Source organism: Hyphomicrobium sp. CS1GBMeth3 (assembly GCF_900117455.1).
Taxonomy (GTDB): domain Bacteria; phylum Pseudomonadota; class Alphaproteobacteria; order Rhizobiales; family Hyphomicrobiaceae; genus Hyphomicrobium_C.
Genome location: NZ_FPHO01000002.1, coordinates 86,245 through 104,688, shown reverse-complemented (window position 1 = coordinate 104,688; position 18,444 = coordinate 86,245). Strand labels below are relative to the sequence as shown.

The 18,444-nt window shown below is 64.5% G+C and carries 15 protein-coding genes and 1 tRNA gene; 8 read left to right on the top strand and 8 right to left on the bottom strand.

Annotated elements, in window-relative coordinates:
* Positions 1 to 124: 124 nt before the first annotated feature.
* The 4 genes from gcvT (at position 125) to CS1GBM3_RS00590 (ending at position 5,329) form a co-directional block, all read left to right on the top strand.
* A complete protein-coding gene (gene gcvT, locus CS1GBM3_RS00605) occupies positions 125 to 1,297 on the top strand; it encodes a glycine cleavage system aminomethyltransferase GcvT (protein ID WP_072389978.1) in 1,173 nt (390 codons plus the stop codon).
* Between the two features lie 14 nt (positions 1,298 to 1,311).
* Positions 1,312 to 1,683: a glycine cleavage system protein GcvH gene (gene gcvH, locus CS1GBM3_RS00600; protein WP_072389976.1), complete on the top strand. Its 372-nt coding sequence runs from the start codon at positions 1,312 to 1,314 to the stop codon at positions 1,681 to 1,683.
* Between the two features lie 13 nt (positions 1,684 to 1,696).
* Complete coding sequence (gcvP, locus tag CS1GBM3_RS00595) at positions 1,697 to 4,543, top strand: aminomethyl-transferring glycine dehydrogenase (protein ID WP_072389974.1); 2,847 nt, start codon at positions 1,697 to 1,699, stop codon at positions 4,541 to 4,543.
* A gap of 555 nt (positions 4,544 to 5,098) precedes the next feature.
* A complete protein-coding gene (locus CS1GBM3_RS00590) occupies positions 5,099 to 5,329 on the top strand; it encodes a hypothetical protein (RefSeq protein WP_244534509.1) in 231 nt (76 codons plus the stop codon).
* Between the two features lie 282 nt (positions 5,330 to 5,611).
* On the opposite strand, the gene CS1GBM3_RS00585 is transcribed toward CS1GBM3_RS00590, so the two are convergent.
* Positions 5,612 to 5,686 (bottom strand) — tRNA-Glu (locus CS1GBM3_RS00585).
* 120 nt (positions 5,687 to 5,806) lie between these two features.
* Positions 5,807 to 7,660: a single-stranded-DNA-specific exonuclease RecJ gene (gene recJ, locus CS1GBM3_RS00580; protein WP_072389972.1), complete on the bottom strand. Its 1,854-nt coding sequence runs from the start codon at positions 7,658 to 7,660 to the stop codon at positions 5,807 to 5,809.
* Between the two features lie 153 nt (positions 7,661 to 7,813).
* Between recJ and CS1GBM3_RS20200 the strand changes: the two genes are divergently transcribed.
* Positions 7,814 to 7,945 (top strand): hypothetical protein, encoded by a 132-nt coding sequence (locus tag CS1GBM3_RS20200; RefSeq protein WP_280172539.1) that lies wholly within the window; start codon positions 7,814 to 7,816, stop codon positions 7,943 to 7,945.
* Positions 7,946 to 7,991: 46 nt separating this feature from the next.
* Here CS1GBM3_RS20200 and glpX read toward each other — a convergent pair whose 3' ends face one another.
* From glpX to CS1GBM3_RS00565, 3 genes are read right to left on the bottom strand one after another with little or no spacing between them, the layout of a single operon-like run.
* Entirely contained in the window at positions 7,992 to 8,990 is a 999-nt protein-coding gene (gene glpX / locus CS1GBM3_RS00575) for a class II fructose-bisphosphatase (RefSeq protein WP_072389970.1), read from the bottom strand.
* Positions 8,991 to 9,010: 20 nt separating this feature from the next.
* Positions 9,011 to 10,345, bottom strand: coding sequence for a homoserine dehydrogenase (locus CS1GBM3_RS00570; protein WP_072389968.1), 1,335 nt, complete (start codon positions 10,343 to 10,345; stop codon positions 9,011 to 9,013).
* A 27-nt stretch (positions 10,346 to 10,372) separates the two neighbouring features.
* A complete protein-coding gene (locus CS1GBM3_RS00565) occupies positions 10,373 to 11,599 on the bottom strand; it encodes an LL-diaminopimelate aminotransferase (RefSeq protein ID WP_139247709.1) in 1,227 nt (408 codons plus the stop codon).
* A 260-nt stretch (positions 11,600 to 11,859) separates the two neighbouring features.
* Between CS1GBM3_RS00565 and phaC the strand changes: the two genes are divergently transcribed.
* Positions 11,860 to 13,668 (top strand): PHA/PHB synthase family protein, encoded by a 1,809-nt coding sequence (phaC, locus tag CS1GBM3_RS00560; RefSeq protein ID WP_072389965.1) that lies wholly within the window; start codon positions 11,860 to 11,862, stop codon positions 13,666 to 13,668.
* A gap of 60 nt (positions 13,669 to 13,728) precedes the next feature.
* Here phaC and CS1GBM3_RS00555 read toward each other — a convergent pair whose 3' ends face one another.
* Positions 13,729 to 14,094 (bottom strand): hypothetical protein, encoded by a 366-nt coding sequence (locus CS1GBM3_RS00555; RefSeq protein WP_072389962.1) that lies wholly within the window; start codon positions 14,092 to 14,094, stop codon positions 13,729 to 13,731.
* Positions 14,095 to 14,365: 271 nt separating this feature from the next.
* On the opposite strand from CS1GBM3_RS00555, the gene CS1GBM3_RS00550 reads away from it, so the two are divergent.
* Positions 14,366 to 15,124, top strand: coding sequence for an NADPH-dependent F420 reductase (locus CS1GBM3_RS00550; RefSeq protein ID WP_083567224.1), 759 nt, complete (start codon positions 14,366 to 14,368; stop codon positions 15,122 to 15,124).
* Between the two features lie 12 nt (positions 15,125 to 15,136).
* Here CS1GBM3_RS00550 and CS1GBM3_RS00545 read toward each other — a convergent pair whose 3' ends face one another.
* Both CS1GBM3_RS00545 and CS1GBM3_RS00540 read right to left on the bottom strand, forming a co-directional pair.
* Positions 15,137 to 15,604, bottom strand: coding sequence for a hypothetical protein (locus CS1GBM3_RS00545; protein WP_139247708.1), 468 nt, complete (start codon positions 15,602 to 15,604; stop codon positions 15,137 to 15,139).
* Positions 15,576 to 16,499, bottom strand: coding sequence for a ParA family protein (locus CS1GBM3_RS00540; protein ID WP_072389957.1), 924 nt, complete (start codon positions 16,497 to 16,499; stop codon positions 15,576 to 15,578). Before CS1GBM3_RS00540 ends, CS1GBM3_RS00545 begins: the two co-directional genes overlap by 29 nt.
* A gap of 340 nt (positions 16,500 to 16,839) precedes the next feature.
* Here CS1GBM3_RS00540 and rimO point away from each other — a divergent pair, with 340 nt between their 5' ends.
* Positions 16,840 to 18,213 (top strand): 30S ribosomal protein S12 methylthiotransferase RimO, encoded by a 1,374-nt coding sequence (gene rimO / locus CS1GBM3_RS00535; protein WP_072389954.1) that lies wholly within the window; start codon positions 16,840 to 16,842, stop codon positions 18,211 to 18,213.
* Positions 18,214 to 18,444 lie beyond the last annotated feature (231 nt).

Below are 18,444 nucleotides of genomic sequence, written 5' to 3'. Positions count from 1 at the left end.
CGATGACAAGGGGCCGATCCCGCCGGGAACTTGGCGGGCAAGGCGCCTAATCTTTCAGGTTTCGCGACAGAGGGGGCTCATTTCCGTGCACGTTTCGTGCGCGAGAGAGAGATGGAGCCCCGACGTGAGCGATACGCCGCACGCCGATTCTTCCGCAGTTCTCAAACGCACGCCGCTCCATGCGCTGCATGTGGCGCGTGGCGCACGCATGGTACCGTTCGCCGGTTACGAGATGCCGGTCAACTATGCTCCCGGCGTCCTCAAGGAGCACCTGCACACGCGCGCCGCTGCTGGCCTGTTCGACGTGTCACACATGGGGCAGATCGCACTCCGCGCCAAATCTGGGCGGCTCGAGGATGCCGCGCGGGCGCTCGAGCGGCTGGTTCCGGTTGACGTGCTCGGGCTCGCCCCGGGCCGTCAGCGCTATGCGGTCTTCACCAACGACGCCGGTGGTATTCTGGACGACCTGATGATCGCGCATCGCGGCGATCATCTTCTCCTCGTCGTCAACGCGGCCTGCAAGGATGCCGATGAAGTGCGCCTCAGTGCGTCTCTCTCGGATGCTTGCGATGTGGAGCGGCTCGACCGCGCCCTTATCGCGCTGCAGGGTCCGCAAGCCGAAGACATTCTCGCGCGTCATGCGCATGCGTGCCGCGACATGATGTTCTTGGACGTGCGGTCGTTCGACATCATTGACGCAACTTGCATCGTCACCCGCTCGGGCTACACGGGCGAGGACGGGTTCGAAATTTCTCTGCCTCTGGAGAAGGCGTGCGAGGTGGCAATGGCCCTGCTCGAAGATCCGGCTGTCGCACCGATCGGGCTCGGCGCGCGTGATTCACTGCGTCTCGAGGCCGGCTTGTGTCTTTACGGTTCCGACATCGATCAGGCGACGACGCCCGTCGAGGCCGGCCTTGCGTGGGCCATCCAGAAGGTCCGCCACCGCAGCGGCGCACGCGCGGGCGGCTTTCCCGGAGCGGACACCGTCCTCGATCAGATTGAAAAGGGAACCGCCCGCCGCCGCGTCGGATTGCTCGCCGAAGGGCGCGCGCCCGTTCGCACCGGCGCTCTGATCTTTACATCCGACGATGCGGGCGAACCTATCGGCACCGTCACGTCCGGCGGGTTCGGGCCGACGGCCGACCGGCCTGTGGCCATGGGCTATGTCCCGCGCGCGATGGCCACGCCGGGCACGGTCGTTCTCGCCGAGGTGCGCGGCCAGCGGCTGCCGATGACGGTCGCATCGCTGCCATTCGTCGCTCCGAGATTCAAACGCGGCGACAGCCGCCTGCCGTGAGAAGGAGATCCGCCGTGACGAAATTCACCGAAGAGCATGAATGGCTGATGCTGGATGGCGATGTCGCCACCGTCGGCATCACTGCACATGCCTCGACCCAGCTCGGCGATCTCGTCTTCGTCGAGCTGCCGAAGGTCGGTGCCAAGCTCACGAAGGGGCAAGGCGCGGCCGTGGTCGAGTCGGTCAAGGCCGCCTCCGACGTCTTCGCGCCGCTCGACGGCGAGGTGGTCGAGATCAATGAAGCCGTCATTCAGGACCCGGCCCTGGTCAACACAGACCCGCTTGGCAAGGGCTGGCTCTACCGCATGAAACTCGCGAGCGCCGCGGACTTCGACAGTCTCATGGACGAGGCGTCCTACAAGGCGCTGATCGGCGACAATACCTAGCGCGGAGAGGACAATGCCCGGCTCCTACGATCCTTATGATTTTGCCAATCGGCGCCACATAGGGCCATCCGCCGCCGAGATTGCGGAAATGCTGGCTGTCGTCGGCGCTGAGAGCCTCGCCGCGCTGATCGACGAGACGGTGCCGGCCTCGATCCGTCAGACGTCGCGCATCGACTTCGGCAAATCGCTGTCCGAGCGCCGCGCACTCGACAAAGTGCGTGCTACGGCCAACAAGAACCGCGTGCTGACCTCGCTCATCGGGCAGGGTTACCACGGCACCACCATGCCGCCGGCCATCCAGCGCAACATCTTCGAGAACCCGGCCTGGTATACGGCCTACTCACCCTATCAGCCCGAGATCAGCCAAGGCCGTCTTGAAGCGCTACTCAACTTCCAGACGCTTGTCTCCGATCTGACCGGACTCGACATCGCCAACGCTTCGCTGCTCGACGAGGCAACGGCGGCTGCCGAGGCGATGGCAATGGCGCATCGTGTGGCGACCGCCAAAGCCGACACATTCTTCGTCGACAAGGATTGTCTGCCGCAGACCATCGCCGTCGTTAAAACGCGCGCCGAGCCGCTCGGCTGGCGCGTCGTCGTTGGCGATCCGTTCCACGACCTCGAGCCCGGGACCGTCTTCGGCGCGCTGTTCCAATATCCGGGCGTGTGCGGTGCCTGCCACGACTTCTCAGATCCGATTGCGAAGCTGCATGCGGCCGGCGCCATCGCTGTCGTTGCCGCCGACCCACTGGCGCTTACGCTCTTGAAGTCTCCTGGCGAGATGGGCGCCGACATCGCCGTCGGGTCCATGCAGCGCTATGGCGTGCCGATGGGCTACGGCGGACCGCATGCAGCCTACATGGCCACGCGCGACGCCTACAAGCGCACGCTTCCCGGCCGCATTGTCGGCGTCTCGGTCGACTCGCGCGGCAATCGCGCCTACCGTCTCGCCTTGCAAACGCGCGAGCAGCACATCCGCCGCGAGAAGGCGACCTCGAATATCTGCACGTCCCAGGTGCTGCTGGCCGTCATCGCGTCGATGTACGCCGTGTTCCACGGGCCGCGTGGGCTCAAGGCCATTGCCGAGCGTGTGCATCGCGACGCCGTGCGTCTTGACGAGGGACTGACCTCACTCGGCTTCAAGGTGAGCCCCGCCGCCTACTTCGACACCATCACGGTCGAGGTCGGCGCCTATCAGGGGCTGATCCTCAAGAACGCCGTCGACAACGCCATCAATCTGCGCAAGGTCGGGAGCGACCGTATCGGCATCACTGTCGACGAGCGCACGCGCCCCGACACGCTGGAAGCCGTATGGCGTGCCTTCGGCGGCTTCGATCTCAGGTACCAGGACGCCTGGCCCGCCTCGCGGCTGCCGCAGGATCTCATCCGCACGTCGGAGATCCTGACGCATCCCATCTTCCACATGAACCGCGCGGAGAGCGAGATGACGCGCTACATGCGTCGCCTCGCCGACCGCGACTTGGCGCTTGACCGCTCTATGATCCCTCTCGGCTCGTGCACGATGAAGCTGAACGCCACCGCCGAGATGCTGCCGATCTCTTGGCCCGAGTTCGGCGAGTTGCACCCCTTCGTGCCCGCTGACCAGGTCGAGGGCTACAGGGAGTTGATCGACGATCTCTGCGCGAAGCTTTGCGCGATCACCGGCTATGACGCGATCTCGATGCAGCCCAACTCAGGCGCGCAGGGCGAATACGCCGGGCTGCTCGCCATCCGCGCCTATCACAGGAGCCGCAGGGAACCCCACCGCGACGTCTGCCTCATCCCGGCGTCCGCGCACGGCACGAACCCGGCCTCCGCGCAGATGTGCGGCATGTCGGTCGTCGTCGTCGGCACAGACGCGGAGGGCAACATCGACGTTGCCGACTTCCGCGCCAAGGCCGAGAGACACAAGGACCGCCTGGCCGCCTGCATGATCACTTATCCTTCGACCCACGGCGTGTTCGAGGAGAGTGTCATCGCGCTCTGCGAAATCACGCACGCCAACGGCGGCCAGGTCTATTTCGACGGCGCCAACCTCAACGCGCTCGTCGGCCTGGCGCGCCCCGGCGACATCGGCGCCGACGTCGGTCACATTAATCTGCACAAGACGTTTTGCATTCCACACGGGGGTGGGGGCCCCGGTATGGGACCCATCGGGGTCAGAGAGCACCTCATCCCGTTCCTGCCCGGGCACCCCGAAACGGATGGGCGCGAGCATACCGTCTCGGCGGCACCTTACGGCTCGGCGTCGATCCTGCCGATCTCGTGGAGCTATTGCCTGCTCATGGGCGGGCGAGGGCTCACGCAGGCCACCCGTATCGCCATCCTCAACGCCAACTATATCGCCAGGCGGCTCGAGGGTGCCTACCCTGTGCTCTACACCGGACGGAACGGTCGCGTGGCGCACGAGTGCATCATCGATACGCGTCCGCTCATGGAGAGCGCCGGCGTCACCGTGGACGACATCGCCAAGCGGCTGATCGACTGCGGCTTCCATGCGCCGACCATGAGCTGGCCGGTTGCCGGCACGCTGATGATAGAGCCGACGGAGAGCGAGACCAAAGCCGAGCTGGATCGGTTCTGCTCGGCGATGCTGGCCATCCGTGAGGAGGCCCGCGCCATCGCGGAGGGCCTCATCGACCGTAAGAACAACCCGCTCAAGAACGCGCCGCACACTGTCGAGGATCTGGTGGGCCCGTGGGATCGGCCCTACTCGCGCGAGGCCGCGTGCTTTCCGCCAGGCGCCTTCCGAGTCGACAAGTACTGGCCGCCGGTCAACCGCGTGGACAACGTCTACGGCGATCGAAATCTCGTCTGCGCGTGCCCGCCGTTGGAGAGCTATAAGGAGGCCGCCGAGTAGATCCGGCACAGCCTTCGCGCGCTGATTACGGGTGTTCGCACGGCAGCGGAGCCGGGACACCCGTCGGCGCATTTTTCTGTTGCGCTGCACCGTCCGGATAAGCAAAAGTCTCGTCGCGAGGGAGAGCGTTTTTCATATGAGGTCAGTCGTATTCCTCGCAGACTGACTGTCGAATGGGACTGCGGGCCATCCCGGCCTTGCTCCAAGCGGAATGCGCGACCGTATCGCGCCGCGAGGTACCCACTCATGCCACACCGATTCCAATCAGTCGTTATCGTCGAGCGCACCCGCAGCCTCCACTGCTCTGTGGCGCGCTGCCATGAGATGCGACGGATCGTTCAACCGCCAACGCCGCGAGTCTGCGCGCATCGCGCGCCTTCGCGCCCTCCGACGGTGTAAGCGGCCGACCAAGCGGCTTCGAGGCAAAGCTTTCAGACGTCTCGATCGCATCGCCCCCCGGACGTCGCACCCAAACATCAAAACAACCGATTGCCTCGTGCCTTCCAGCGCCAATGCATACGCTCCTCCCTCACGGCCGGACGCGGCGATCAAAGAATGGATCTCGAGATGAACACCTCCTATCCTGTTGAGCCGGACACGCACGTGTTCACCGGAACAGTTACCGTCTGGTACGGCGACTACGGCGAGCTTCTCACGGACAGCGGGGTCACGGTCCCGCTGCTCACGCGCGGACTGCCCGCAGTTCCGGTGGGGATGCGTCTGACGCTCGTTGCCCGCAAGTTCAAGCCGCTTTTTCAGATCGAGAAGGTGGTCAAGCGCGGATAGCTTGAGATTTGCTCCAACACGGCCGCACGAGTGGCTATCAACCTCGATCCGGCATCTACTCCAACTTACGTGACACTCGGTGAGACTCGGAGAGTCCAGCGCGACCGAAGCCGAGACAACGGGTGCGTCGATGCACAAGACCCCAAACGCGGCACGGCTCTACGTTAAGCGCACGGAACCCAGAGCGCGGCCACCGCACGGAAACGTCGCGAACTGATCGAGAAGCAAACCTGTGGAAAAGTGGGAATGACAAAACAGGAACGAAATTCCTGAGCAATAACATGGCGGTCCCTACGGGAGTCGAACCCGTCTTTTCAGATTGAAAATCTGACGTCCTAACCGATAGACGAAGGGACCAGAAGCTCGCTGAGGCGAAGCGCCGATGCGCGGCAGCGTGGTATAGGAAGGAATGGCCCCGGGCGCAAGCCGTGCGCGAGCCCATGGCCCGGACGCGCCAATTTCACGCAACACCGCCCGTCATTGTTGGCGCGGATCAGCCGCATCCTCTATCTGAAGCTCGATGCGGTTGCGCCCGCCCCAGGTGTCGCGGCGAAGCTGCCCCACCACATGCACCGGCAACGCCCCCGAGGCGGCCGTCAACAGATCGCCCAGCGGCTGCCCGGCAGCACGGAAAGCAACCGCATCGAGCCGCGAGCCGTCCCCTGCTTCCAGCACGCAGCGAATGTGCGCCGTGCCAACCGGCTTGGCGAACTTCACCCGATGGGCAGGAAACGCGAACCGCGGCTGCGGATTGCCCTGCCCGTAGGGTCCCGCGCGCTCGATGAGATCAATCAGAGTGTCGGTGACAGCCGACGGCGTCAGCGCACCGTCGATCGCAAACGCCGCACGCTCCGAAAGACGCACCGCCGCGTTGCCGAGCACACTCGCGAAGAAACTCTTCAGGTCGTCGAGCTTCGCCTGATCAACCGTAAGCCCCGCCGCCATGGCGTGACCGCCCCCCTTGACGAGATGGCCCGCGGCCACGGCCTGGCGCACGGCCGCGCCGATGTCGATGCCCGCCACCGAGCGCAGCGACCCGGTGCCCGACACGACGCCACCAGCTGCAGCGTTGTCCCATGCGATCACGCAGGATGGCCGCTTGAACCGCTCCGTGATGCGGCTTGCGATGAGCCCGACGACGCCGCGATGCCACTCGGGCGAGCCAACCATGAGCACACTGAGGTTGGCATCCTCTTCAAGCATGCGGTCGGCCATCGCCACGGCCTCCTCGAGCGCGGCCCGCTCGATCTCCTTGCGCTCTTTGTTGAGCCGGTCCAGCAGCGCCGCGATACGCACAGCTTCACCCTCGTCTTCCGTCGAGAGCAGCTTCGCCCCCAGCGCCGCATCGCCGATGCGGCCTCCGGCATTGATGCGCGGCCCCAGGATGAACCCGAGATGATAGGCGTTCGGCGCCTCGCTGAGCCCGGCGGCATCCGCAAGAGCACGCAAACCGACGTTCTGGCGCTCGCGCATGATGGCGAGCCCCTTCGTCACGTAGGCGCGGTTGAGCCCCGTAAGCGGCACCACGTCCGCCACCGTCGCCAGAGCCACGAGATCGAGATCGCGGATGAGCTGAGGCTCCGGCTTACTCGCGCCGTAGAAACCCCGCTGCCTGAGCTCGCGCACCGTCGCCACCAGCACGAGGAAGACCACCCCCGCCGCACAGAGATGCCCCTGTCCCGAGATGTCGTCGAGCCGGTTGGGATTGACGAGCGCATGCACCGCCGGCAGCGTCTCATCGGCCTGATGGTGATCGATGACAACAACATCGGCACCCTGCGCAGGCGCACCGCCGAGCACATCGACGCTGGTCGTGCCGCAGTCCACCGTGACGATCAGATTGGCGCCTTCGCCGATGAGCTGCGCGATGGCATCCGTGTTCGGACCGTACCCCTCGGTCAGGCGATCCGGAATGTAGATGCGCGAGCGCACATCATGGTGCGCAAGGAAGCGCGCCATCAGCGCCGATGAGCACGCACCATCGACGTCATAATCACCGAACACTGCGACGCGCTCGCGGCGCACGACGGCGTCCGCCAAGCGCTTCGCCGCCTTGTCCATATCCGTCAACGTCGATGGATCAGGCATCAGCGCCCGGATCGTCGGATCGAGGAACACCGGCACGTCGTCGAGCCGCACGCCGCGCGCTGCCAGCACCCGTCCCAACAGCTCCGGCAGCGCATGCTGCTGGCTGATCGCCACCGCCTCGTTGAGCCGCCCCGCCTCAAGCGTCTCGCGCCAGCGATAGCCCCGCGCCGACTGTACCACGCCGAGAAACGCCGCTTCTTCCGGCATCTCCGCCGGAACGCGGACCTTCCTGAGTGCCGTCATGTGGAACCCCCCGCCCTGATTCGCCTTCTGCTAAGCGTTTCAGGAGATGCAGGCAGGAGCGACCCCTGCCCATGCTTGTCCACAAGTTGCAGGAGCTTGTCGGGACGCCGGGCTTGTGGCAGAGGAGCGAGACGGTTTCAGAACGAGGCGCCCATGAGCGACCCTAAAAACATCCTGATCCTGCTGCTTCTGATCGGCATCGCCGTGCTTGGCTATCTCTATTACGACAGCCAGCAGACCGCCGTGCGCATCGACGTACCGGGCTTCAAGCTCGAAGCGAAGTAGGCGCGTTTGATCATAAACGAAGCGCCGCATCGCGGCCCTGCCGGGATCAGTCGCGGCTTTGCGCCAGCATGTGGCCGATGTCGCTGAAGCGGCTCTTGATTCGGCGCACGGTGCCAGTCTTCGAGCGCATGATAAGCGTCTCGGTTTCGGCCGAGTTTCCGCTGAGCTTCACGCCGGAGAGCAGCGAGCCACTGGTCACGCCCGTCGCCGCGAAGATCACATCCGACGACGCCATGTCCTCGAGCTTAAACTTCTTGCGAATGTCGCTGACGCCCATCTTCTTCGCGCGCGCGATCTCGTCGTCGTTGGACGGCATCAGCCTGCCCTGGATCTGGCCACCGATGCAGCGCAGCGCCGCCGCGGCCAGCACGCCTTCGGGCGCCCCACCCGAGCCGAGGTAGATGTCGATGCCCGTCTCCGCCGGATCCGTGGTCCAGATCACGCCCGCGATATCGCCGTCCGGAATGAGCTGCACGCCGGCACCCGCTTCGCGCACGGCCCGGATGATCTCCGCATGCCGCGGTCGGTCCAATATGCACGCCGTGAGATTGCTGACCGGAACGCCCTTCGCTTTGGCCAAAGCCGCGAGGTTCTCGCCGACCGGCGCGTCGAGGTCGATGATGCCCTCCGGATAGCCCGGACCGATGGCGATCTTGTCCATGTACATGTCGGGGGCGTGCAGGAAGCCGCCGCGCTCAGCGATGGCCAGCACCGCGAGCGCATTCGGCATCTTCTTGGCGCAGATCGTTGTGCCCTCGAGCGGATCGACCGCGATATCGACCTCCGGGCCGGTGCCGTTGCCGACCTCCTCGCCGATGTAGAGCATCGGCGCCTCGTCCATCTCGCCTTCGCCGATGACGACCGTGCCCCGCAGCGAGACGCGCCCGAGCTCGTGGCGCATCGCATCGACCGCGGCCTTGTCGGCGGCCTTCTCGTTACCGCGCCCGCAAAACTTCGCTGCCGCGATCGCCGCCGCCTCGGTGACGCGCGCAACTTCGAGAACGAGCATGCGATCGAGTCCGACCGCGTCGTTATCTTTTGCCATGGGTCTCGTTCCCCTCGCTGTCAAAGATCCTCGATGCGGATCATCTGCGGCCGCTCCGCCACCTGGCCGTCGGCCTCGATGGCCCAGAGCGCCTTCCGCATCGCGTCCTCGGTTGTATCGTGCGTGATGAGTATAACATTGACCGCCGGCTCCGCTGCGCCGGGCGGCGGTTCGGCGGCCTGTCCGGGATGCACGGGCCCCGGCCTTTTCTGAACGATGCTCTCTAGCGAAACGTTCTCGTCGCTCATGCGACGTGTGATCGCAGCCATGGCGCCCGGCCGGTCGTAAACCGAGAGCCGCACATAATAATTGCCGAGCCGCGTGTTGAGATCGAGGCCCCGCGCCGGCTCAAGAACCTTCGTCGAGCGGATGAACGGCGGCATCACGAGACCGCGCGCGATATCGACAATGTCGCTCGCCACCGCCGACGCCGTCGGCCTCGCCCCGGCCCCCGGCCCGACGAGCATCAGGTTGCCGGCAAAATCGCCCTCGATGCCGACGCAGTTGGTGACCCCCGAGACCTCGGCCAGCGCCGACTCCTCGGCGACCAGCACAGGCGTCACACGCGCCTCGATGCCCTTCTCCGTCTCCGTCGCAACGCCGAGCAGCTTGATGCAGTAGCCGAGCTCCGTCGCGGCCTCGATGTCGGCCTTGGTGATCGTCTGGATACCTTCGACATGGATCTGATCGAACGCGATCATGGTCCCGAACGCGAGGCAGATCAGCAGCGACAGCTTATGCGCCGCGTCGAACCCGCCGATGTCGAACGTCGGATCGGCCTCTGCGTAGCCGAGCTCCTGCGCCTCCTTCAGCGCATCGGCAAAGCTGCGATGCTCATCCGTCATCTTGGTGAGGATGAAGTTGCAGGTGCCGTTCAGAATGCCATAGACACGCTGCACGCCGTTGGCAGCCAGCGCCTCGCGCAGCGTCTTGATGATCGGGATGCCGCCCGCAACGGCAGCCTCGAAGTTGAGCGCGACACCGTTCGCTTCGGCAAGCTTGGCAAGCGCCACGCCGTGCTTGGCGAGCAGCGCTTTGTTGGCGGTGACGACGTGCTTCTTGGCGGTCAGCGCCGCCTCGACGGAAGCTTTCGCCGGCCCATCCTCGCCACCGATCAGCTCGACGAAAACTTCGTTGGAGGGATCCCGCGCCAACGCCACCGGATCGTCGAACCACTGCGCGTCGCCAAAGCCCGCGCCGCGCGCCTTGTCGCGGTTGCGCGCCGACACGCCGGTCACCTTGACCGGGCGACCGAGCATCTTTTCGAGGCGCGGCGCATGGGCCGCCAGAAGTTGGATGAGACCCATTCCGACGGTGCCAAGTCCGGCGACGCCGAGGGTCAAAGGCTCTGACATGTGGACGAACGAAAGCTCTAAAGCGGTTTATCGGCTGGCTTTTTGCGGGATGGGGATGACGTTATGCATGGTTTCCGTCCCTTGGGCGAGAAACTTCTTGATCGAGCGGGCCGCCTGCCGGATGCGGTGCTCGTTCTCGACCAGCGCGATGCGCACGTAGCCTTCACCGTGCTCGCCGAAACCCAACCCCGGAGAAACAGCAACATCTGCTTTTTCAATCAATAGCTTAGCGAACTCAACCGAGCCGAGGGCATGGAACGGTTCCGGAATCGGGCACCAGGCGAACATGGTCGCCGGCGGCGCCGGAACGGGGAAACCCGCGCGGCCGAAGCTCTCGACCAGGCAATCCCGCCGGCTCTTGTAGACGCGCCGGATCTCCTCGACGCAATCCTGCGACCCGTTGAGCGCCGCCGCAGCAGCCACCTGGATCGGCGTGAACGCGCCGTAGTCGAGGTAGCTCTTGACGCGCGCCAGCGCGCCGATGAGCCGCTCGTTGCCGACCGCGAACCCCATGCGCCAGCCGGGCATGTTGTAGGTCTTCGAGAGCGAGGTGAACTCCACCGTGATGTCGATGGCACCTGCCACCTCGAGCACCGACGGCGGCGGATTGTCGTCGAAATAGATCTCCGCGTAGGCGAGGTCCGACAGGATGATGAGGTCGAGCTTCTTCGCCAGCGCCACCGCCTCCTTGTAGAAGTCGAGGCTGGCCGTCATCGCCGTGGGGTTCGACGGATAGGAGAGCACCACCGCAAGCGGCTTCGGAATCGAATGGCGACACGCGTGGTCGACGGCGCGCAGGAAGTCCTCACCGTTGCCGGCTTTGACATGGCGCATGGCGGCGCCCGAGATCAAGAAGCCGAACTCGTGGATGGGATAGGTCGGGTTCGGCACCAGGATCACGTCGCCGGGCGCCGTGATCGCCTGCGCCATGTTGGCGAAGCCCTCCTTGGAGCCGAGCGTTGCTACCACCTGCGTCTCGGGATCGAGCTTCACGCCGAAGCGGCGCGCATAGTAGGCAGACTGTGCACGCCTGAGCCCGGGAATGCCCTTCGATGCCGAGTAGCGATGCGTACGCGGCTTCGACACCGTTTCGACAAGTTTGTCGATGATGTGCTGCGGCGTCGGCATGTCGGGATTGCCCATGCCGAGATCGATGATGTCCGCGCCGTCGGCGCGCGCCGTCGCCTTAAGCCGGTTGACCTCGGCGAATACGTAGGGCGGCAGGCGCTTAATTCGGTGGAAATCGTCGATCACGATCGTCTCTTGCTGCAGTGCGGTGGAGCGTTAGTCCGAGCCCGCGAGGCCGACTTTTCGTGGCGTCGCCTTTCGCGCCGCCATCAGGAATTCGGCAATGAAACCGGTATAATTGGCGTTATTATGTACGCCATGGTGCCCCCCAGCGTCCAGAGGCTGCACCGACACGTAATCGATACTTGTGCACATCGTATCCCCAGTCGCACTCCTCCTTTCATCCTACTAGGCGTTGTCATAGAGACGCCCTATCCTTGGTTCCCATGAACGAGCACAGCCCACCCCCCAAGGCTGCACCGTACCGCATCGAGAACCCGGAGGAGTTCGCACAGAACTTGCTCCGTTTTCTTGAGGAAGGCGGGCGCGCCCTGTCGGAGCTGCTCGAGCGCCCGGACGCGAGGATCAGCCCCTATTCTGCCGCCAGCGAGATGACGCAGGCTGTCGGTACGCTCGGCGATATCGCGCGCCTTTGGCTCACCCATCCGACCAAGCTCGCCGAGGCTCAGGGCACGCTGCTCAGCTCCTATATCGACCTCTGGAACACGTCGATCCGCCGCATGCTGGGTGAGCAGGTCGACCCGGTCGCCGAGCCCGAGCCGTCCGACAACCGCTTCAAGGATCCGGAGTGGTCGACGAACCCCTATTTCGACTTCTGGAAGCAGGCGTATCTTCTGACCACACACTGGGCCGAGGACATGCTTAAGCAGACCGATGGCCTTGACGATCCGACGCGGCAGAAGGCCGAGTTCTATCTGCGCCAGGTCTCGAGCGCGCTCTCACCGTCCAACTTCCCGATGACCAATCCGGAGGTCGTGCGCGAGACCTTCGCTACCAACGCCCGCAACCTCGTGCAAGGCATGGCGCACCTCGCACGCGATATGGAGAAGTCCGGCGACCTGCTGAAGATCAGCCAGACCGACACGGAGGCGTTCGAGGTCGGCCACAACCTCGCGACGACGCCGGGCAAGATCGTCTTCGAGAACGAGATCTTCCAGCTCATCCAGTATGCGCCCACGACGGACAAGGTCCGCGAGGTGCCGGTACTGGTCGTGCCGCCCTGGATCAATAAGTACTACATCCTCGATCTCACGCCGCCGAAGAGCTTCCTCAAGTTCGCCGTCGACCAGGGCTTCACGGTGTTCGTTGTCTCCTGGGTCAACCCGGACGAGCGTCTCGCGCACAAGAGCTTCGAGGATTACATGCTCGAAGGCGTGCTGACGGCCGCGGACGCGGTCAGCCGCGAGACCGGCGTCGAGCGGTGCAACATCGTCGGATACTGCGTGGGCGGCACGCTGGTCGGTGCGACGCTGGCCTATCTGGCAGCCCGCGGCGACGAGCCATTCCGCTCCGCCACCCTGCTCACCACACAGCTCGACTTCTCGAAAGCGGGCGATCTCTTGCTGTTTACCAACGACGCCCAGCTTGCCTCGCTCGAGGAAATGATGGCCGAGCGCGGCTATCTCGACGGCTCGCGCATGGCGAACGTCTTCAACATGATGCGCCCGCGCGACCTGATCTGGCCCTACATCGTCAACAACTACATGCTGGGCAAGAAGCCGTTCCCATTCGACCTCCTGTTCTGGAACCAGGACTCGACGCGGATGCCGGCCGTCAACCACGCCTTCTATCTGAAGGAGTTCTATAACGAGAACAAGTTGGCCAAAGGCGGGATGACCCTCGCCGGCATCAAGCTCGATCTGAAGAAGGTCAAGCTGCCGGTGTTCGAGGTCGCCACCAAGGAGGATCACATCGCCCCGGCGCGGTCGGTGTTCATCGGCTCGAAGCTGCTCGGCAGCCAGGTGGAATTCGTGCTCGCCGGCTCCGGTCACATCGCCGGCGTCGTAAACCCGCCCGACAAAATGAAGTATCAGTTCTGGACCGCCAGCAGGGCCGCCGCCGACACGATCGAGGATTGGCTGAGCATGGCCAAGGAGCACCCGGGCTCCTGGTGGCCCTATTGGGCCGAATGGCTTGCGAAGCAATCGGGCGACTGGACCATTCCGCGCGAGCCTGGCGAAACGCTGGGTGTCATCGAGGACGCGCCGGGCTGCTATGTCAAGGTCCGCTCGTAGACTGCAGAAAACCCTCTCCCAAGCGGAGAACGTCTGCACACCCCCCTTTTTTTGATGCCCTCAGTGCCCCGTCTGATGGTCGAGCCGATTGAGGCTTTCGCGCGGGTCGTAGTGATAGAGCAGCAGATAGTCGCGCCATCCGTGCTCGCCTTCGCACATCGCCATGGACGACACCTGCATCGGACGCCCCACCCGATCACACTCGTAGAGGCGGTCCTGGAGCAACCTCCAGAGATGGGCCGGCCGATCCGTATCGAAAATGAGGTTGATGTGATGCGGCTCTTCCCCCTCGGCGGGTCGATCCAGAAACGCGAACCGCTTGATGAGATCGCGATCGCTCGCAAGGCTTTCGCAAGCGGACCGCACCTGCGCCAGATCGAGATCGGGTGAAAGGTCGGGATGAATTTGAATGCAGAAATCGGTCATGTGGCGGCCTCATCGCGCCAGCGTTTCAGCGGCGATCAAAACTGACCCCATATGCTCCAACCGATCATGGTCCGCCTTGCGATTTTCTCGCACCGGTTAAGGCATCCTTGACGCCGTGATCTGCGCCATGCGCGCAGCTCAAAGCCGCATGGTCTCGAAACCGTCGAATTTACCCCGGCGAATGCGCCTCCAAGCGGCGGATCTCAAGCAGCGTCAAAGCCTTATGGCCGCGCTCCGTCCGCCATCCCACGAACGCTCACCAGATACGGAGATGATCATGACAGTGCAGAGCGCCCTCTATTCGCGCCGTCGCGTCCTTCAGCTCACAGCGGCAACCGGCCTCGCCACCTCCGCCCTCGTCCGCACCACCTCCGTAATGGCGCAAACTGCTTCCGCGCCCTTGAAGATCGCCACCATCGGCGCCGGCAATCTCGGCGCCGCCGTCGGTACGCTGTGGGTCAAAGCCGGCCACGAGGTGCTGTTCTCGTCCCGCAACCCGGACAATCTGAAAGGCCTGGTGGACGGCCTCGGAGCCAAGGCACGTGCCGGCACGGTCGACGAGGCGATCGCGTTCGGCGATGCGATCCTGCTCGCGGTTCCCTATGAGGCCTACCCGCAGGTCGGGGCCGACTACGCGGAGAAGCTCAAAGGCAAGGTCGTGCTCGACGCCGGCAACGCCAACCGCAGCTCGCTCTTTGCGGAGACGCAGGAGAACGGCGTCGGTGTCACCACCGCGAAATACTTCCCAGGCGTCCGCATCGTGCGCGCCTTCAACGCCGCAAACCACCGCCTGTTCACGAGCAACGCCAACCGCCCGGCGCCGCGCATGGCGGTGCCCATTGCAGGCGACGACGCGGAAGCGCTCGAGATCGCAAAGACGCTGGTGTCATCTGCCGGCTTCGATCCGCTTGTGGTCGGCAGCCTCAAGGACGCGGATAAGTTCGCCATGGGCACGGAGGGCTTCGGCCACGTCTTGCCGGCGGTCGAGCTGGCCGCCAAGCTCGGCGTCCTCGCCCCGGCAAACCTCTGATCGAAAGCCGGCTCAGCTGGCCGCTGCGCGCCGCTCCGCGAGCCGTTGCTCCGCCGAGCGCACGATGGCCACGCGCAGCTCGTCTGCCGTGGCCCATCCGGGCCTCACGGCGAGGTTCTGCGCAGCGGCGAGCCGCGCCAGATCCTCGACCCGCCGGATTTCGGAAAGCCGGTCCATGAGGCCGCTCGCGCCGTGCCGATGCAGAGTGACGACTGCGCCAATGGCATAGGGATCGAACTCTGCAAGCTCGACCGTCGGGGTCTGAACCACCGCAGATGGGCTCTCGGCAGCAGCGGCTGCATGCACCGCCGTCGCCTGATCGCGAAGACCCGACGCGATCTCCGCGATCCGCTCGGATTGGCGCAGGATACGGTTGGCGATACGGCGCGCGGCCCCTTCGGGCAGGCCGGCCTCCTGCTGCACAGCCCGCACGACAAGTGCGCGCAGCTCCTTATGCGCTGAGCGCTTGTTGCCTGTCATGAGCATACTCCCTCGCATGCGCTCCCCCATTCAGAACCAAGCCCGAGAACTCCTCGTACAGCCGGCGCAGGTCATGCATCCCGTCGCCGTACTTGGCCTCGATCGTTCGCGCGTTGGGGCTCCATTCGAAGGCATTCGCAATACCGTCGCGATGCGCGAGCTGCACGCCGGTGAGCGGATGCGTCAGCCCCACCTCTTCGACAAGCAGCCGCTCCGCACCGCGCCCGCGCACGAAATTCGGCAGGCATACATAGCGCCGCCGCGACAGCGGCACGGCCGACAGCTCGTCCAGATTGGTCACGCGCTCCGCGATCAGAGAAATGCGGTCGATGGCCATCATCGACACGTAGTCGGGACGGAACGGCACGATCACCCGATCTGCAACGGCGATGGCCGCATGCGTGACGAACGACAACCCCGGCGCACAATCCATGATGACGACGTCGTAGGCATTCTCGAAGCGGCGCAGCAGCATCCCGAAGCGATGCGAAAGATCGATGACGAGCTTCTCGCCGCCCGCCCGGTTGGCGAGATCGAGGAATAGATCGCCCTGCACCTCGTCGATCATCAGCGATCCGGGCAGAAGATCGAGCGTCGGCTTTCGGCCGTTAGTGGCCGTCACGTCGCCCGCGCCCTTAACCACGTACTTGTCGAGGAAGGTATGTGGGGTCTGGAAGCAATCGACGAAGAAGTCTGAGATCGTCTGCCGCCCATCGCGGGCATCGCGCCACCCCTGCCCGCCGAGCAGGATGATCGAAGCATTGCATTGCGAGTCGATGTCGACGAGCAGAACACGCTTGCCGCCCCAGATGCTGAGAGCGTGTGCGAGCATGACGGATACGGTTGATTTGCCGACGCCACCCTTGCGGTTGGCTATGGCGAGGTAAAGTGCCATTGGTCCCTCACATCACGAGACGTGTCGTCTCGTGCCTAGACTGCACATACCCCGCGTTGTGATGAAGTGCCGCGACCCGCCCTAATATCGCGGCTGGCAATCGGCCCTAGAAAGCCGCGCCATCGTTCTTCTTTTTTCGCTTTTCGCTCGTCTCCGCTTTTGGCCGCCCAGCTGCATACTAATATGCTCCGAAATTGACGTTCTGTGGGCAAAATTCTGAAAGCCGGGTCAAATCATGCGACGCCTCATCCCGTCTTCGGCCCTGTCCGCGACCGGTTGCGCCCCTTTACGCCGCACGCGCCTGTGCTAGAAGCCGCTTTTTCCACGCTCAAGGCTGAACATGACCGCCAAAGAAACGGCAAGCACCTCCTCGTCTGCGCCCACGCGCGCGCCGAAACCGGCCCCCAAGGTCGGCTTCGTGTCGCTTGGCTGCCCGAAGGCGCTGGTCGACAGCGAGCGCATTATCACCAAGTTGCGCGCCGAGGGCTATCAGGTGGCGCCCGATTACGCCGGTGCCGACGTTGTCGTGGTCAACACGTGCGGATTCCTCGATAGCGCCAAGCAGGAAAGCCTCGACGCCATCGGCGAAGCGCTGTCGGAGAACGGCCGCGTCATCGTCACGGGTTGCATGGGCGTCGAGGAAGGCCGCATCCGCGAGGTGCACCCGGGCGTGCTCGCGGTCACCGGCCCACACCAATACGAGCAGGTCGTCACCGCCGTGCACGAGGCCGTGCCGCCGCTGCACGATCCCTACCTCGATCTCGTGCCGCCCGAGGGCCTGCGCCTCACGCCGCGTCACTACGCGTATCTGAAGATTTCCGAAGGCTGCAACAACCGCTGTACGTTCTGCATCATTCCGAACATCCGCGGCGATCTTGCAAGCCGCCCCGCAAACCACATCATGGCCGAAGCAGAACGCCTCGTGAAAGCCGGCGTGAAAGAGCTGCTCGTCATCAGCCAGGATACCAGCGCCTACGGCCTCGACCTCAAATACGCCGAAAGCACTTGGAAAGGCGCTCCGCTCAAGGCCAAGTTCCTCGATCTCGCCAACGCCCTCGGCGAGCTCAGCGCCTGGACGCGCCTGCATTACGTCTATCCCTATCCGCACGTGGACGACGTGATCCCGCTGATGGCCGAGGGCAAGATCCTTCCTTACCTCGACATCCCGTTCCAGCACGCCTCACCCGCCGTCTTGAAATCCATGCGCCGCCCCGCGCATCAGGAGAAGACCGCCGAGCGCATCGCCGGTTGGCGCAAAGTCTGCCCCGATCTTGCCGTCCGCTCGACGTTCATCGTCGGCTTCCCCGGCGAAACGGAAGAGGATTTCAACTTCCTGCTCGACTGGCTGCGCGAAGCAAAGCTGAACCGCGTTGGCTGCTTCAAATACGAAGCCGTCGACGGCGCCCGCGCCAACGATATTCCGGGAGCCGTCCCCGAGGAGGTTAAGGAGGAACGCTGGCACCGCTTCATGGCCGCCCAGCAGGAGGTCTCGGGCGAGATCCTCGCGTCCCGCGTCGGCACCGAGATCGAAGTCATCATCGACGAGGTCGACGACGACGGCGCCATCGGTCGCTCGAAGTGGGATGCCCCCGAGATCGACGGCAGCGTGTTCCTGGACGGCGGCGAAACACTGCGCCCGGGCGACATCGTGAAGGCCCACGTGCACACGGCCGACGACTACGACCTCTGGGCCACCGTCTCGACCAATCCCTGACGTCCCCTTCATCCGCGAACGACTTTTGCCCGCTCTCGACGCGTTGACAGCACACAGCACGGGGTGCGACAGTCTGTCCTCGAGGGACCTACGCATATTGCGCGTTCCCCTGTCCGCCTTAGCGCGGTGGGGGTGAGGTGGTCGGGGGACTCCCAGCCGTCAATACTCTGAAATCCCCCTCCTATAAGCCTCCTCGATACGAGGGGAACCAGCGCAGCGTGAACGCAGGCC

Coding starts and splice junctions, on each gene's coding strand:
- gcvP (WP_072389974.1), top strand. CDS start 1,697: ATGCCCGGCTCCTACGATCCTTATGATTTTGCCAATCGGCGCCACATA.
- CS1GBM3_RS00590 (WP_244534509.1), top strand. CDS start 5,099: ATGGATCTCGAGATGAACACCTCCTATCCTGTTGAGCCGGACACGCAC.
- recJ (WP_072389972.1), bottom strand. CDS start 7,660: ATGACGGCACTCAGGAAGGTCCGCGTTCCGGCGGAGATGCCGGAAGAA.
- CS1GBM3_RS20200 (WP_280172539.1), top strand. CDS start 7,814: ATGAGCGACCCTAAAAACATCCTGATCCTGCTGCTTCTGATCGGCATC.
- glpX (WP_072389970.1), bottom strand. CDS start 8,990: ATGGCAAAAGATAACGACGCGGTCGGACTCGATCGCATGCTCGTTCTC.
- CS1GBM3_RS00570 (WP_072389968.1), bottom strand. CDS start 10,345: ATGTCAGAGCCTTTGACCCTCGGCGTCGCCGGACTTGGCACCGTCGGA.
- phaC (WP_072389965.1), top strand. CDS start 11,860: ATGAACGAGCACAGCCCACCCCCCAAGGCTGCACCGTACCGCATCGAG.
- CS1GBM3_RS00555 (WP_072389962.1), bottom strand. CDS start 14,094: ATGACCGATTTCTGCATTCAAATTCATCCCGACCTTTCACCCGATCTC.
- CS1GBM3_RS00550 (WP_083567224.1), top strand. CDS start 14,366: ATGATCATGACAGTGCAGAGCGCCCTCTATTCGCGCCGTCGCGTCCTT.
- CS1GBM3_RS00545 (WP_139247708.1), bottom strand. CDS start 15,604: ATGACAGGCAACAAGCGCTCAGCGCATAAGGAGCTGCGCGCACTTGTC.
- CS1GBM3_RS00540 (WP_072389957.1), bottom strand. CDS start 16,499: ATGGCACTTTACCTCGCCATAGCCAACCGCAAGGGTGGCGTCGGCAAA.
- rimO (WP_072389954.1), top strand. CDS start 16,840: ATGACCGCCAAAGAAACGGCAAGCACCTCCTCGTCTGCGCCCACGCGC.